The organism is Chryseobacterium hilariae, assembly GCF_051400735.1.
Taxonomy (GTDB): domain Bacteria; phylum Bacteroidota; class Bacteroidia; order Flavobacteriales; family Weeksellaceae; genus Chryseobacterium.
In genome coordinates this window covers 440,858-456,476 of sequence record NZ_JBLFFJ010000003.1, presented here as the reverse complement: position 1 = coordinate 456,476, position 15,619 = coordinate 440,858, and the positions used below count along the sequence as shown (strand labels likewise).

Below are 15,619 nucleotides of genomic sequence, written 5' to 3'. Positions count from 1 at the left end.
AAAAGGCAGCTTTACCTGAGTTAAAAAAAACTAAAATAAAAAGATAACATAAATTAATGGCAACAAGCAACGATATCAGAAAGGGACTTTGCATTGAGTACAGTAACGATATTTTTAAGGTAATAGAATTTCTTCACGTAAAACCGGGGAAAGGACCCGCTTTCGTAAGAACAAAATTAAAGTCAGTAACTAACGGGAAAGTAATTGATAATACTTTCTCTGCAGGACATAAAATTGACGAAGTAAAAGTAATCACAAGAAAGTTCCAGTATCTGTATGATGATGAGAATGGATTCCACTTTATGAATAATGATGATTTCTCTCAATTATACTTAAATAAAGAAATGATTGAAAACTCACAATTCATGAAAGCAGGAGAAGAAGTAACGATCATTCTGAAAGAAGCGGACGAAACACCGCTTTCTGCCGAACTTCCTCAGTCTGTTTATCTTGAAGTAGTGGAAGCTGATCCGGGAGTAAAAGGAAATACAGCAACCAACGCTCTTAAGAATGCAATTGTTGAAACAGGAGCTAGAGTAATGGTTCCTTTATTCATCGAGCCGGGAGACAAAATTAAAGTAAGTACAGAAGACGGCAGCTACTTAGAAAGAGTAAAATAATTATTAAATTTACATAAATTCGGTTTGCACCAGCAGTCCGAATTTTGTTTTTATAAGAAAACCAATTGTTATGAGATTCCATTCTCCACAAAAGCTCAAAACTATTGCCAATTTAATAGGCTCAGAATTTGTTGGCCCCGAAGACTTTGAAGTCCTGGGAACCAATGAAATTCATATGGTTAAGCCTGGTGACATCGTTTTTGTCAACCACCCGAAATATTACGATAAAGCATTAAATTCTGCAGCTACCATTATTCTGATCGACAAAAAGGTAGAATGTCCGGAAGGAAAAGCACTTCTGGTTTCTGATGATCCTTTCAGAGACTTCAATAAGATCAATACCCATTTTACAAGAATATACAATTTCACCGAAGAACTTCACGATGTTGAAATAGGAGAAGGGACCAGGATTCACTCTTCAGCGGTCATTGGAAACAATGTGAAGATCGGCAAGAACAGCCTTATTTTTCCTAATGTGGTGATTGGGGACAGAATCGAAATTGGAGATAATGTAATTATCCAGTCCGGAACAGTATTAGGCGGTGATGCCTTCTATTACAGAAAGCTGAACGGGAATTTTGACCGCCTGATCTCCGTGGGAAATGTTATTATTGAAAACAATGTAGAGATTGGAAATAACTGTACAATCGACAGAGGCGTTACAGATTCTACCGTAATCGGAGAAGGTTCTGTTTTAGATAACCAGATACAGATAGGGCATGACACCGTTATCGGGAAAAAATGTCTCATCGCATCACAGGTGGGAATTGCAGGCTGCTGTGTTATAGGAGATGAAGTAACACTTTGGGGACAGGTAGGTGTCGCTTCCGGAAATAAAATTGAAAGCGGATCTGTTATTCTTGGTAAAACAGGAGTCAACAGAGATCTTAAAAAAGGAACCTATATCGGGATGTTTGCAGAAGATTTCAAAGGCTATTTGAAAAAAGAAGTAAAGCTGAGAAATCTCAAATAAACTATTCACTTGGTTTTGTCCAAAATCAAAGAAAAATAAGTAAATTTGTGAGCATTAATAAAATATTTAAATAAATTAAAACATCAATAAAATGTCAATTTTAGTAAACAAAGATTCTAAAGTAATTGTACAAGGATTTACAGGGAACGAAGGTACTTTCCATGCGGGCCAGATGATTGAATACGGAACCAACGTAGTAGGAGGGGTTACTCCAGGAAAAGGAGGATCTGAGCACTTAGGAAAGCCTGTATTCAATACAGTAGCTGATGCCGTTCAAAAAGCTGGAGCCAATGTAAGTATCATTTTCGTACCACCTGCATTCGCTGCTGATGCGATCATGGAGGCTGCTGAGGCAGGTATCAAAGTTATCGTATGTATTACTGAAGGTATTCCTGTAGCGGATATGGTGAAAGTAAAATCTTACATCGCTGACAGAGACTGCAGATTAATCGGTCCAAACTGTCCGGGAATCATTACTTCTGAAGAAGCTAAAATTGGTATTATGCCAGGATTCGTTTTCAAAAAAGGTAAAGTAGGTATCGTTTCAAAATCTGGTACTCTTACTTACGAAGCTGCTGATCAGGTTGTAAAAGCTGGTTACGGTGTTTCTACAGCAATCGGTATCGGTGGTGACCCAATCATTGGAACTACTACAAGAGAAGCTTTGGAATTATTCATTAACGACCCTGAAACCGAAGCAGTAGTAATGATCGGTGAAATCGGTGGTGGATTAGAAGCTGAAGCTGCAAGATGGTACAAAGCTAGCGGATCTACTAAGCCGGTTGTAGGATTTATTGCCGGACAAACAGCTCCTAAAGGTAGAACTATGGGACATGCTGGTGCTATTGTAGGTGGTGATGAAGATACAGCTCAGGCAAAAATGCAGATCATGAGAGAAAACGGAATTAACGTTGTAGACTCTCCTGCAGATATCGGTGTTACCGTTGCAAAAGTTCTAGGATAAAACATACAAAACAAAATATATGAAAAAACTTTTATTAACCTCAGCATTGGCCCTTTCAACTCTGTCGTTTGCCCAAATCGATTTTGCAAATACAAGATTCGGTGTCACAGCAGGAGGTAATTACTCCAGAGTAAGAAATGCCCATAACCCTTCTGGTCCGAGATTCGCATTCCAGGGTGGAGCTTTAGCTCTTATCCCGGTAGGAAAAGCCAACCAGTTCTTTATACAGCCCGAAGTCGTGTATTACGGTGCAGGAGAAACCGGAAAAGATAAAGATGCTAAAGGAAAAGATGGTTATGATGCAGTATATGGTAACAATTACCTGAGCGTACCTATCTATTTTAAAGGATATTTTTCTGAAGCAGAATCAGAATTCTTTGGAATGATAGGGCCAAGATTTAACTTTTTGATGAGTCAGAATGTTAAAAATGCTCCTGTAGGCAGACCATATTATGATCCGGATGTTACCGATCCTTTATATCCTTCAGTAAGTGGAAAAGCGTCAAGCTTTAACTTTGCTTTAGGATTGGGAGTAGGCTACAGCTATAAGAGACAGCTGGAAGTGGCTCTTAAATATGACCTAGGTCTTTCAGATACTTATCCTGACCTTGCAAAAGAAAAAGGAGGTTCTGATAAGAAAAAGTCTGAGCAGGTGATCAGCCTTAGCTTAAGCTATATTTTCAAATAGAATAACGAGTTATTCAATGATAAAAAATCCCGGAAATTTTAATTTCCGGGATTTTTGTTTTTATGTAGTTTTATTAGTTTAGTCTTGAATTTGGTTCATTTTGTTTAGGACAAAAGACTTTTAGGCTTATCCTCTGATCCACTTCCAGATCTCCTTTAAAGTTGCTTTATTCCCATACATCAAAATCCCTACACGATAGATTTTTCCGGCCAGGAATATCATTAGAATGGTAGTTCCCAGCAATAATACAATAGACAAAGCAATCTGCCACGCAGGAACGCCGAAAGGTATTCTTGCAATCATGGCAACCGGCGAAGTAAACGGGATAATAGACAGCCAGAAGCCTAGCGGGCCGTCAGGATTGTTCATCAGGGAAAAACTCCCGTACATTCCCAACGTAAGCGGTAAAATAGCAAATAAGGTGAATTGCTGCGTCTCTGTTTCATTATCCACTGCAGAACCGATGGCTGCATAAATTGAGCTGTAGAAAATATACCCTAAAAGGAAAAATACGATGAATACAAAAATGATCAATGGAAAATTCAGTTCAAGTAAACTGTGTGAAACCTGTGTCGCAATCTGAGCGATATCCAGCTTGCTGGCAATCTCCTCATTACCTCCCGGAATGTTCTTTTGGAAAGAAGAAAACCCGGTGTTTAAAACCAATGCACCTATAACAGACATAGAGATCCAGATCAGAAACTGTGTCAAAGCGACTAGGGTTACTCCCAATATTTTACCCATCATCAGTTCAAAAGGCTTGACAGATGAAATAATAATTTCTACCACACGATTGTTTTTCTCCTCAAGCACGCTTCTCATCACCCTTACTCCATAAATGATGATGAACATAAAAGTTACATACATCAAAAGGATGCTTAAACCGCTTTTTACTCCAAAAGCAAGATCAGAATCTTCCTTATTGTTATCAGATACATTAATGGTTTTTAAAGTAAAACCCTTGTCAAGGCTATTCAGCTGGGCTTCCTCAATACCGAGTTGCTTGATTTTTTCCTTTTTGATTACGTCCGTAATGTCAGAAACAATCTTCTGTTTCGTATCAAAGCCCATTTTGGCATTCACGATAAGTCTTGTACCATTTTCAAGCCCGGTATAGTCATGATCTTTCAACTCAGGAAGGATCAGGATACCATCCAGAGATTCATTGTCTTTCAGGTTATTGACCTTTGCTTTCTCATCCGCCACAGAAACAAATACGTAATTCAGCTTGTCATTAGATTTCAGCTGATCTTTAAAAAGTCCGCTTCTATCCACAACCTCAATAATACTGTGGGATTCGTTGGCTTTAAACATTAATCCGATCACAGCTCCAAAACCAATCAATAAAAGAGGAGCCAGCAATGTTAATATAATGAAGGATTTTTTCTTTACCTGCGTAAGAAATTCCCTTTTTGTAATTAAAAAAATATTGTTCATAAAAATTAAGAATGGTTACTTACAGCATTAATAAATACTTCATTCATGCTCGGAATTCTCTCGTCGAATGATCTCACTTTTCCTACATTCACAAGATCCAGAAGGATATCGTTCTGCCCGCTTTCATTTTTCAGATCAAAAGAAACCAGGTTATTCTCATTAGAGAAATTAAAAATATCATAGCTGTTTTTAAAATTCTCAAACTTGCTTTCATCAACTTCAGAAAGGGTGACTCCGAAAATATTCTTCTTAAATTTTTCTCTTACATCGAAGACCCTTCCGTCGATAATTTTTTTAGAATTGTTGATCAGCGCTACGTAGTCACACATTTCCTCGACGCTTTCCATTCTGTGTGTAGAAAGGATAATTGTTGTTCCGTTATTTTTAAGATCGATGATCTGATCTTTAATTAAGTTGGCATTTACCGGATCAAAACCTGAAAAGGGCTCATCAAGAATCAGAAGATGCGGACGGTGAAGAACCGTAACTACAAACTGGATCTTCTGTGCCATTCCTTTCGAAAGTTCCGAAAGTTTCTTTTTCCACCACTGGTCGATGTTCAGCTTTTCAAACCATTTCTTGGCTTCGTTCAGAGCATCACTTTTGCTCATCCCTTTCAGCTCCCCGAAATAAAGGATTTGATCACCCACGCTCATGTTCTTATACAGCCCTCTTTCTTCAGGCATATAACCGATGTCTCTGATGTGGCTGGGATTAAGCTTATTTCCATTAATGAATACATCTCCGGAATCGGCTTGGGTAATTTGGTTGATAATACGGATGAAAGAAGTTTTTCCCGCTCCGTTCGGGCCTAGAAGACCATAAATACTGCCCTGTGGTACATGGATGCTGAAATCATCCAATGCTACTTTTTTCCCGGCACTATAGGTCTTTCTGATATGTTCAGCTTTAAGCATTAAATTGTTTTTAACAATGAATATAAAAAGTCCTTAAAGTTACGGAAATATTAAGGCAGAACTGATGCAAAAGAAAAAATCCTGATGATTATCAGGATTTAATTTTATTGTTTTACGATTTGAGTAACCTTTTGGGTATTATCGCTTAAAATATAGCGGATCAGATATTTCCCGGGTTTCAGTTTTTCAATATTGATTTCTCCGGAATTCATGTTGACTGAGTAATTGGCTACCTGTGTTCCTAGAATTGAATAAAAGGTAACACTTTTGATCTTTAATGCAGAATCTTTTGCTTTAATCAAAAGGAAATCCTTTGCAGGATTTGGATAAGCTACCAATACACCGTCATCAGACTTCTGTGTGATAGAACCCGGCTCTCTCAGCTGTGCTTGCATATTGTTGGAAAATCCAACGAAAGCGCCTGTAAATAGAAATAAAAGTAAAAGTTTTTTCATCAAATTATAATTTCTCGAATGTATTAAAACAAAAATAAACAATTCTACAATTCTATACAATAGTTTTTTATATAAGTTGTAGTAAATTTGTAGAAACTTATTCAAAAAGTATTCCAAAATGATACATTCAAGAAATAGAAGACTTAGAGTTAATGAATCTATCAGAAGTTTAGTAAGAGAAAATATCCTTACAACTGATGATTTTGTAATGCCGATCTTCGTAATGGAGGGCGAAAACCAACAGGAAGCAATACCGTCGATGCCAGGGATTTTCAGGAGGAGTATAGATTTAACGGTGAAGGAATGTAAGGAGTTATTTTCTTTGGGTGTAAAATCTGTCAATCTGTACATGAAAGTGTCAGAACATTTGAAAGACAATACAGGAAAAGAAGCCTGGAACAAAGACGGGCTGATGCAGCAGACGATCAAGGCAATCAAAGATGCGATTCCTGAAATGATTGTGATGCCGGATGTAGCTTTAGATCCTTATTCGATCTATGGTCATGACGGGATCATTGAAAACGGGAAGATCGTAAATGATGCAACCAATGATGCACTGGCAAGAATGTCTGTATCCCATGCCGAAGCCGGAGCTGATATTGTGGCGCCAAGTGATATGATGGACGGAAGAGTGCTGACAATTCGTGAAGCCCTAGAGGAAAGCGGATTTACCGATGTAGGAATCCTTAGCTATTCAGCAAAATATGCAAGCTCTTTCTACGGACCTTTCAGAAGTGCCCTGGACAGTGCCCCGAAAGATGATATGGAAATTCCGAAAGATAAAAAGACCTACCAGATGGATTTCCACAATTCCCGTGAAGCGTTGAACGAAGTATTTAAAGATATTGAAGAAGGAGCGGATATTATCATGATCAAACCGGGACTTCCTTATCTGGACATCGTTTCTAAAGTTAGAGAAGCTATTGATCTTCCGATAGCTGTTTACAACGTGAGTGGAGAATATGCCATGGTAAAAGCAGCAGCACAGAACGGATGGCTGGATAATGATAAGACAATCATAGAAAGCCTTACCTGTTTCAAGAGAGCCGGAGCAGATATGATCTTTACGTATTTTGCGAAAGAAGCAGCAATGATCCTGAACAGATAATGATCAATCACTAGATAAAATCTGCCCCTAAAATTTGTATTTTAGGGGCAATTCTATTATTGACAATAACTAAATAATAATTTGTCACATAATATTGAAATCTTTTCCTTTAGTGAATTTTGCAGCAAAAGGTGCCTGATTTCCAGAGTATTTTAAAACAAAATGTTTCTTGGTGTCCGTATCTATTTTAGCATCCACTTCTACATTCTGTGTCTGAAAACTCACCTCTAATCCAACTCCAGATTCTTTTTCAAGAAAAATCTCTACACTTTCAGCATAAAAGAGGGAAGTGCTCAGATAATTGAACTTAATATTCTTTCTGTATGTCTTAGATTTACTTTGTGTAAACAGAGAATAATTTTTAAGAATTTCAATTCCGGGTGAATCAATGTTGGTCACTCGGGATTTAGTTACGCCGTTTACCCTCACTGAAAAGCTTTTAGCGTTTTTAATATTTCCATTTACCCCAATATTGAATAAAGAAGGAAGCGACAGGCCATATTCAACCATGCTCTCTTTTGTGAATTCAAAATCCGGGATCAATGCAGGATGCTTAGGTGTATTGATCAGCTGCTCCTTTATCTTATTAAGAGCATCTCCTGAAAACAGATACCCGATAAGGTTGTTACTGGTTGTTCTCCAGTTTCTTCCGTTCCATTCAAAAATTTCACAAAGCAGTGTATCTGCGGATGAATGGGGAAGAAGATCCATATCCTGCCATTTGAAAACTTCCTTGGCATAAGGCCTTCTGTTGACAATATTAATACCCAGATCCAGCGCAAGAAGATCTGTCAGGTCTTGATTACTTTCCATATTATTTTATTCTTGATTTGGTGGTATAAAATTATGGAAATAAAATAATTCTTACAACCAGCCTTTTCTTCCGTAAACATAAGTGTCATCAAACTGCTTATCGCTCATGAACAGGTATAGAATCCCTTCAATAAAAGGAATGATAGAAGCTGCCCCTAAAGTGACAATATTAAGGACAAGCTGAATCACACCTTCTTTCGTATAGCCAAGATAGAATTTATTTAACGCCAGCCACCCTACAAGAATTCCTAATATGGCTGCAGGAATTTTCTTTTCCGAACGGTAAGGAACGTTATTCTGCTGATTTTGATTCTGGGTACCTTCTGTTTTTGTATAACCGTAATTTTCCATTGTTAATTTCTTTGTGATGAATAAAATGATTTCTCAATACGTCGGACAAAACCCTTAAGAGTTACAAAATAGCAGTTTAAATAATGACTTCTGCAGCACTTTTATACTGAGTGAAGTTGAAGTTTTATAAAGTCCGGCCTAAAAAACAATACAAATATTAAAAAACTACAGGTACATTTCATAATCTAAAATTTGAATTCAAAAAAACTTTATCTTTGCTCCTATGATTTTACGAGGAGAAAACTTAATCAAAGAATACGGTCCTAAAAAAGTAGTAAAAGGCGTTTCTGTACAGGTTCAACAGGGAGAAATTGTTGGTTTGCTTGGTCCCAACGGAGCAGGAAAAACCACTTCGTTTTACATGATCGTAGGACTGGTTAAGCCAACTTCGGGAAAAATTTTCCTGGATAAACAGGAGATCACCACCGATGCCATGTATCGCCGTGCTCAAAAGGGAATTGGTTATCTGGCACAGGAAGCTTCAGTTTTCAGAAAGCTGTCCGTAGAAGAAAACATTATGGGTGTTTTGCAGCTTACAAAGCTTTCAAGACGTGAGCAGCAAATTAAATGTGATGAACTTATAGAAGAATTTTCATTACAGCACGTGCGTAAAAACAGAGGTGACCTTCTCTCCGGAGGGGAAAGACGTAGAACGGAAATTGCACGCTGTCTGGCAACCAGCCCGAACTTTATCCTTCTTGATGAGCCTTTTGCCGGAGTAGACCCGATTGCGGTAGAAGATATCCAGAAAATCGTACGAAGTCTGGTAGATAAAAATATAGGTATCCTGATCACGGATCACAACGTACAGCAAACCTTAGCCATTACCAATAAAACATACATCATGTTTGAAGGGAAAATCCTGAAAGAAGGACTTCCGGAAGATCTGGCCAACGATCCGCAGGTAAGAGAAGCTTATCTTGGTGAAAACTTTGTGTATCAGAGTATTTTAGACAAACCGAAAAAGAAAAAGTACATTTATAATATCTGGGCAGGTAACTTCGATTCGAAAGCGCAGCTGCAGGGATTTGTAGATGAAAATTTTGGACAGTATGATGATTTAAGATTAATGTACGGTTTTGAAGACATCAGCTTTGCATCCCTTGCCAATTCTGAGATTGAGCAAATCTTCAATGATGTAGTAGATAAAAATGCTAATAATTCATTCGTTTTCCAAAGAAAAGAACTTACCTCACAATATCCTCTGGAGCAGGCGCAGGCTGAATCAAAAGCCGCCAGCAAGCCAGAGCTGCATTACCTTACCACCTATTTTTACGAAGGATAATGGCTGTATTTTCTAACATAGATGAGGAATTTATAGTTGGAACAAAAGTTTTTTTAAATGATGAATATGGAGTTATAGTTGAGTTGAAAAAACATGAGCTTTCAACTATAATTCGTTGGGATACTCCAAAAGAAAATGATTTTGAAGATTGGTGTTCAATGTGGGGAACATTTTTAGATATAGGAGGCAAAATAATAAATAAAAATCATCATTTTAAATATATTAACGATGATGGAACCTTAAAAGATAAAATGTAAAAACAAGCAAAGTATTTGCTGAAAAATAGAATAAAACGTACCTTTTCTCTCGGAAACGGTACGTTTTTTAGTTAAAATAACTCCTATGGCAAAACCTTTTAACAGAACAGTTACTCTATTCGGGATCTACAAACAGCTCGTTCCATTTATAAAGCCTTACCGTTTAATGATTTATGGGACGCTCTTTCTCACTTTTTTAGGAGCTCTCGCAGCACAGGTCAATCCTCTAGTTTTAAAATATACGGTAGATAAGGTGACAAAGCTTACCCATCTTCCGCATCCGATGTCTGAGGGTGTCCATATCCTGGTAGTGATCTCCATTATTTTACTGGGAAAAGAGCTGCTTAATATTTTCATCAACTTCGGACAGAAATTTTACGGAGAAAAAATAAGGATCAATGTAAGCTCCGTTCTGGCACAGTCTGCTATTGATAAAATACTGATGTATAGAGTTGCTTATTTCAATGATGAGAATCATGAATCCGGGAAACTGCAGATCAGGATAGACCGTGGTATTGAAAGTTTGACAAGGCTGGTGCAGAATTTTTTCATCGATATACTGCCGCTCTTTTCCAATGCCATTATTGCCCTGATCATCATGTATATGCAGAATGTGTATGTGGGAATGGTTTCTACAATCATTATTCCGATCTATTTTTATATAAGCTCATTGCAGGCAAAAAAGCTTACAGGAGTACGCCGTCAGCTTAGAAACCAAAGGGAGAGAAAAACTTCAGGACTTTTGAACCTGATCAACTCTATTATGGTGATCAAAAGTTTTGTCCGTGAAAAATTTGAAGGTAAAAAACAGTACGACTTGCAGATGGAGCTGATGGAAAGCCAGATGTTCACCAGAAAAACCAACTTTATTTATGATGGCTTAAAAACATTCATCGAGCAGTTCGGTGTGGTTTTAATTATTCTTCTGACTGTTTATCTGGTGCTGGATCAGCAGATGACCATTGGGGCGATTATGCTTCATATCATGCTGTTCAATAATATATCAGCACCTATACGCCAGCTGCATAGGATTTATGACGATATGAACGATGCCATGATCTATGCTGAAGGCTATTTTGAGATCCTTAATGCAGACGATGAGAAAGAACCGAACGGAACTTTTATAGAAAAGGAGATCAAGGGGAATTTTGAATTAAGAAATGTAGATTTCACCTATCCGAACGGAACAAAAGCCCTGCACGATGTGTCCATGAAGATAGAGAACGGGAAAACTACTGCATTGGTAGGGTTAAGTGGAGCCGGAAAATCAACGGTGATCAATCTTCTCTGTAAATTTTACCTTCCGGATTCCGGAAATATTCTACTGGATGGAGTCAATTTGAATAATTATGATAATACCTTTCTGAGGGACGATCTAGGTCTGGTATTACAGAAAAACCATATTTTTCAAGGAAGCATTGAAGACAATATCCGGTATGGTGATATGAATGCCAGTTTTGAGGAAATTCAGGAAGCTTCAAAAAAAGCCTATCTTCATGATCAGATCCTTGATCTTCCGGATGGTTATCAGCACGATGCTACCCAGCTTTCCGGTGGTCAGCAGCAGAGAATTGCCATTGCCAGGTTATTCCTGAAAGATCCACCCATTATTTTTCTGGATGAGCCAACTGCCAGCCTGGATGCTATTGCTACTGAACAGATCAAAAATTCATTAGATGCCATCAAAGAAGGCCGTACCGTGGTTATTATCTCTCATTCACTGTCGCAGATTCTAGATTCTGACACTATTTATGTGATGAAAAAAGGAAGGGTAGTTGAGAGTGGAACTCATGATGAGCTGGTTCAGATGAATGGAACATACCGTGAGATTTTCGATGCCTCGGCCAGAAGCTTGAATCTGGATAAGCTGGTAAATTCTTTTAAAGATAACTGATCTTATGCTTTTTATTTTTCGCAGACCACACAGGCTCTGCAGATTTTAATGAATTGCCAAATCTGCTCAATCAGTGAGAGAATATATATTTTCTATAGTAAACTTTGCGTTAAAAAATACAATCAATTTACTGTGCTTTTTCAGCAACATGATAAGCACCTACATTTGCTCCAAAAGCAATATTGATTCTATTGTAACTGTTGATCGCAATCACGGCCATGGTAAGATCCAGCATTTCAGTTTCAGAAAAATATCTGCTGACTTCCGAATAAATTTCGTCAGGGATTTCTTTACCATTTAAAGAGGTTAAACTTTCAGCCCAAAGCAATCCGGTTTTTTCTCTGTCTGTGTAAAAAGAGCATTCTCTCCATGCGCTTACCAGAAAAATTCGTTGTTCAGTTTCACCTTTGGCTCTTAATTCTTTGGAGTGCATATCCAGGCAGAAAGCACATCCGTTTATCTGTGAAACACGGAAATAAAGAAGCTCCAGAAATGAACTGTCGAGTGATGAATGCTGTACCTGAAAGCCCATATTGTGGAGGGCGTTTACAGCTTTGTTTCCCATTGCAAATGCATTGATTCTTTGTGACATAATAATTGGTTTTTTGATTAATTATGACACAAATGTAGACCGGAACTTTCCGGAATTTTTTAACATTTGATAAAAAACTATTTCTGTGCTCTGATCCTGCTTAAAGAAACCTGGGTGATCCCGATATAATCTGCCATGTCTCCAAGACTGATTCGTTGAATAAGATCAGGTCTCTGCTTCAGAAAATTATTGTATCGTTTTTTACCGTCGTCCTCAAGCATTTCGCTGATCCGTCCCATCATATTGATCGGAGCTTTTGAATACAGTTTACTGAAAAGTGTTTCCGCCGTATGGTATTTCTTACATAGTTCCTCAATAACATTTTTGTGTATGCGCAAAACTTCACATGGCTCCAATGCAAGGATCATATATTTTGAAGCATTACCCGTCAGAAAACCATTCAGTTCTGTGAAGAAAGAATTTTCTGCAAAAAAAGTCATGATAAAATCTTTATCTCCGTTATCAAAAAACAGTTTTACCAGACCTTTCTCAAGAAAATAAAAATACCTGCAGGTTTCATCTCCTTTTAAAAGAAAGTCTCCTTTTCTGTAAGCTTTTGCTTCTAAATTTGATGTCAGAGCTTCCAATACAGATTGTTCCGGCTTTATAATACTTTCAATGGTCTGAATGAAACGGGTAGAATTCATATTCAAAATATTGTTTATAAAGAAATTAAATATAATAAAAAGCGGCTAAATTTATGCTCTGTACACCAAAAAAGATTGATAGATTTGCCATAACAATATGAACGATCACTATCTTAAAAAACTCGACAGGGTAACGGCTATTCTCACACAATTACAGTCAAAACCGACCGTAAGGGCACAAGACCTTGCTACAAAATTTGATGTCAGCATCCGCACGATCTACCGCGATGTGAAAACGCTGGAAAATGCCGGGATTCCCATTATCGGAGAAGCTGGAAACGGCTATTCCCTGATGGACGGCTATAAGCTTCCGCCCATTATGTTTACAAAAGAAGAGGTATTGAGCTTCATCACTGCGGAAAAACTGATGCAGAAATTTTCTCACCAGAGCCTTGGAAGCCATTACCAGATAGCCATGGAGAAAGTCCGCTCTGTGCTTCGTAATTCAGATAAAAACCTGATCCTGAATATTGAAAAACAGATCGATGTTTATAATCATCATCCACAGGCAAATGATACAATCAAAAATGTGATACCCACCATTCTGGAAAGTATTGCAGATAAAACACAGCTGATCATTGAATATAAAACAGTTGATTCCCGGGTAACGAACAGAACGATCGAAGCTGTCGGTATTTTCTTTGAATTCAATTACTGGTACATTATGGCTTTCTGTACCATGAGAAAAGACTTCAGGCAGTTTCGTGTCGACAGGATTCAGCAGATTTTCAAAACCCAGAACTCTTTTTCCCAGGAATACGGACAGATCAATGATTACAGGAGGTATTCAAGCGGAGAGAAAACAAGAGTCAGGCTTTTAGTTGAGAAAAAAATAATAGGACATATCGTAAATTCCAGGAGATATTATGGGTTTATTGAAGAAACGGAAACGGAAAATGGAATGGAAATGATCTTTGATACAGAATGGATAGATGAAGGTTTTCCGAGATGGCTGATCACTTTTGCAGATTATGCAACTATTTTGGAGCCGGAATCATTAAAAACAAAGCTCAGAAATTTAGCAGAAAATATTTCAAAAAGGATGGAATAAGAAACATCAACTCCGGCTTCACATTCGTGAAGCCGGAGTTTTAGAAATTTATATAATCTGAATAAAAAATTTCGCTTAAACTGAATGACAAAATCAAAAACAACAAAATCTAAAGTGTTTGTATTTAATGAATGGATAATTTGAATGATTTGTTCTGCGATTCTGTTTTTTCCTCTTTTTGTCTGTGCTGGATCATCATTTTCAGTTTAAGCAAAGGCATGAGTGATCCTAGAATCTCTCCCAAAAAAAAGGAGGCTCAATTCCTAATGCTCTCAGATAGGTATAACCCTGCCCGCGGTGATGAATTTCATTATCCACGAAGTAAAGAATATTCTGGTACACCGGAAATTCATACTGCCCGAATAAATTGAAAGTTTCCTGGAAACGCTCTTCAGTGATCTGGCTATAATAACGGTTGATTACTTCTGTTTCTTCATCCCATTTTTTCAGAAGATCTTCCTTGGTTTTTGGGTTGAAGCCTTCCTCATTGTATGCTTCCATGTTTTTATCAACAATTCCTTTTAAAGCAGGTCCGCCGATGCTGATCAGCTCTACTGCCAGTTTTGCGAAAGGTCTCATACCGCCTACAGAAAATTCAAATAATTCTTTCTCAGGAAAGGCTTCTATTACTCTTCTTGTCAGATTTCTGTGTCCTTGCCAGTGCTCTAATAATTGATCAGAGGTCATGAACTGTTTTGTGGCTGTTGCTGTAGTTGTCATAATTGTATTGTTTATTTTGTTATTGTTGATACAAAGGTATGACAGGGTTATGACAACAGTTTGTCAGTAGGATTTTTGATATTAAAAAAATATTTTATTTCTTTACTGAAATATCTATACCTGTTTTTCCGTTAGAGAGAAAGTGTATGGGTAAAAAGTAATTTGATCCCTATTAGAATTTTAAAATGAAGAAGTATATTTTGCCTGTTATTCCTGCTCTTTTATTAATATCATGTAATAAAATTGAAGAAAAAATTGACCAGACCGTTCAGAAAACGACCGAAACTGTACAGCAGAAAGCCCAGCAGGCAGTTGAAGAAACAGTGAAGAAAACAGTAAGCGAATCAATTAATTCCTTAACGAATTCCCAGGATGTAAAATTCAACCAGGTATTTCCTGACGGTGGAAAACCTGTAGTTTCAGAAGAGACCGGAAAGAAATTTAAATTTCCTAATGGTTCCGAAGGCTATATTTTCAAATATAAATCGGATATCGCAATACTGCTTCCTTTCCTGGAAAAGCAGCCTTCTGCCGACGAAAACAAATCAGATAAGACAGCCCGTAAAATAGACGGCCAAAGCATCATCGACAAAATAAGTTTTGTCTCAAAATTTCTTCCTGAAAATACTTTTGACACCAGCTTTTTGGAAGATATTAAAAGTGATAAAAGTATAGAATATTATAAGCTGAAAAGGTTTCCCAACAACAGTACAATAATCTATAACCCCAAAAACCAGACCATCATACAATACGTAGAGGTAAATAAATAATTTGTAAGTGGCCGGATTTTTCCGGTCATTTTTTTGTACACAGTCATTGCGAGCCATTCGCGAACTAATCTCAATCT

The 15,619-nt window shown here is 37.5% G+C and carries 17 protein-coding genes and 1 pseudogene; 10 read left to right on the top strand and 8 right to left on the bottom strand.

Going from position 1 to position 15,619, the window contains the following annotated elements:
• The first annotated feature begins 56 nt into the window (after positions 1-56).
• From efp to ACMGDK_RS11805, 4 genes are all read left to right on the top strand, one after another.
• Positions 57-620, top strand: coding sequence for an elongation factor P (gene efp, locus ACMGDK_RS11820; RefSeq protein WP_040997887.1), 564 nt, complete (start codon positions 57-59; stop codon positions 618-620).
• A 70-nt stretch (positions 621-690) separates the two neighbouring features.
• Positions 691-1,593 carry a UDP-3-O-(3-hydroxymyristoyl)glucosamine N-acyltransferase gene (locus tag ACMGDK_RS11815; RefSeq protein WP_436808144.1) on the top strand — a complete coding sequence of 301 codons (903 nt, stop codon included), beginning with the start codon at positions 691-693 and terminating at the stop codon, positions 1,591-1,593.
• Between the two features lie 91 nt (positions 1,594-1,684).
• Positions 1,685-2,557, top strand: a complete 873-nt coding sequence (gene sucD, locus ACMGDK_RS11810) for a succinate--CoA ligase subunit alpha (protein WP_111956630.1) — start codon at positions 1,685-1,687, stop codon at positions 2,555-2,557.
• A gap of 19 nt (positions 2,558-2,576) precedes the next feature.
• A complete protein-coding gene (locus ACMGDK_RS11805) occupies positions 2,577-3,245 on the top strand; it encodes a porin family protein (protein ID WP_436808143.1) in 669 nt (222 codons plus the stop codon).
• A 126-nt stretch (positions 3,246-3,371) separates the two neighbouring features.
• Here ACMGDK_RS11805 and ACMGDK_RS11800 read toward each other — a convergent pair whose 3' ends face one another.
• The 3 genes from ACMGDK_RS11800 to ACMGDK_RS11790 form a co-directional block, all read right to left on the bottom strand.
• Positions 3,372-4,682 carry an ABC transporter permease gene (locus ACMGDK_RS11800; RefSeq protein ID WP_436808142.1) on the bottom strand — a complete coding sequence of 437 codons (1,311 nt, stop codon included), beginning with the start codon at positions 4,680-4,682 and terminating at the stop codon, positions 3,372-3,374.
• A 5-nt stretch (positions 4,683-4,687) separates the two neighbouring features.
• Complete coding sequence (locus ACMGDK_RS11795; protein WP_436808141.1) at positions 4,688-5,599, bottom strand: ABC transporter ATP-binding protein; 912 nt, start codon at positions 5,597-5,599, stop codon at positions 4,688-4,690.
• Positions 5,600-5,703: 104 nt separating this feature from the next.
• Positions 5,704-6,054 (bottom strand): T9SS type A sorting domain-containing protein, encoded by a 351-nt coding sequence (locus tag ACMGDK_RS11790; protein ID WP_111956638.1) that lies wholly within the window; start codon positions 6,052-6,054, stop codon positions 5,704-5,706.
• A gap of 118 nt (positions 6,055-6,172) precedes the next feature.
• Between ACMGDK_RS11790 and hemB the strand changes: the two genes are divergently transcribed.
• Positions 6,173-7,162: a porphobilinogen synthase gene (gene hemB / locus ACMGDK_RS11785; RefSeq protein ID WP_436808140.1), complete on the top strand. Its 990-nt coding sequence runs from the start codon at positions 6,173-6,175 to the stop codon at positions 7,160-7,162.
• An 84-nt stretch (positions 7,163-7,246) separates the two neighbouring features.
• Here the strand turns inward: hemB and ACMGDK_RS11780 are convergent, their stop codons facing one another.
• Positions 7,247-7,975, bottom strand: a complete 729-nt coding sequence (locus ACMGDK_RS11780) for a hypothetical protein (RefSeq protein ID WP_436808139.1) — start codon at positions 7,973-7,975, stop codon at positions 7,247-7,249.
• A 51-nt stretch (positions 7,976-8,026) separates the two neighbouring features.
• Positions 8,027-8,326 carry a TM2 domain-containing protein gene (locus tag ACMGDK_RS11775; RefSeq protein ID WP_111956646.1) on the bottom strand — a complete coding sequence of 100 codons (300 nt, stop codon included), beginning with the start codon at positions 8,324-8,326 and terminating at the stop codon, positions 8,027-8,029.
• Between the two features lie 223 nt (positions 8,327-8,549).
• Here ACMGDK_RS11775 and lptB point away from each other — a divergent pair.
• From lptB to ACMGDK_RS11760, 3 genes and pseudogenes are all read left to right on the top strand, one after another.
• Positions 8,550-9,275 (top strand): annotated as a pseudogene (gene lptB / locus ACMGDK_RS11770) (LPS export ABC transporter ATP-binding protein); the annotation flags it as partial.
• A gap of 335 nt (positions 9,276-9,610) precedes the next feature.
• Positions 9,611-9,868 (top strand): hypothetical protein, encoded by a 258-nt coding sequence (locus ACMGDK_RS11765; RefSeq protein ID WP_436808138.1) that lies wholly within the window; start codon positions 9,611-9,613, stop codon positions 9,866-9,868.
• Positions 9,869-10,034: 166 nt separating this feature from the next.
• Positions 10,035-11,762: an ABC transporter ATP-binding protein gene (locus ACMGDK_RS11760; protein WP_436808265.1), complete on the top strand. Its 1,728-nt coding sequence runs from the start codon at positions 10,035-10,037 to the stop codon at positions 11,760-11,762.
• A gap of 127 nt (positions 11,763-11,889) precedes the next feature.
• Here ACMGDK_RS11760 and ACMGDK_RS11755 read toward each other — a convergent pair whose 3' ends face one another.
• Positions 11,890-12,354, bottom strand: coding sequence for a carboxymuconolactone decarboxylase family protein (locus ACMGDK_RS11755; RefSeq protein ID WP_436808137.1), 465 nt, complete (start codon positions 12,352-12,354; stop codon positions 11,890-11,892).
• A 77-nt stretch (positions 12,355-12,431) separates the two neighbouring features.
• Entirely contained in the window at positions 12,432-13,001 is a 570-nt protein-coding gene (locus ACMGDK_RS11750; RefSeq protein ID WP_436808136.1) for a Crp/Fnr family transcriptional regulator, read from the bottom strand.
• A gap of 97 nt (positions 13,002-13,098) precedes the next feature.
• On the opposite strand from ACMGDK_RS11750, the gene ACMGDK_RS11745 reads away from it, so the two are divergent.
• Positions 13,099-14,052: a helix-turn-helix transcriptional regulator gene (locus tag ACMGDK_RS11745; protein ID WP_436808135.1), complete on the top strand. Its 954-nt coding sequence runs from the start codon at positions 13,099-13,101 to the stop codon at positions 14,050-14,052.
• Between the two features lie 228 nt (positions 14,053-14,280).
• Here ACMGDK_RS11745 and ACMGDK_RS11740 read toward each other — a convergent pair whose 3' ends face one another.
• On the bottom strand, positions 14,281-14,772 hold the full coding sequence (locus ACMGDK_RS11740; protein WP_436808134.1) for a DinB family protein: 492 nt from the start codon (positions 14,770-14,772) through the stop codon (positions 14,281-14,283).
• Between the two features lie 185 nt (positions 14,773-14,957).
• On the opposite strand from ACMGDK_RS11740, the gene ACMGDK_RS11735 reads away from it, so the two are divergent.
• Positions 14,958-15,542, top strand: coding sequence for a hypothetical protein (locus ACMGDK_RS11735; RefSeq protein WP_436808133.1), 585 nt, complete (start codon positions 14,958-14,960; stop codon positions 15,540-15,542).
• Positions 15,543-15,619: the final 77 nt, after the last annotated feature.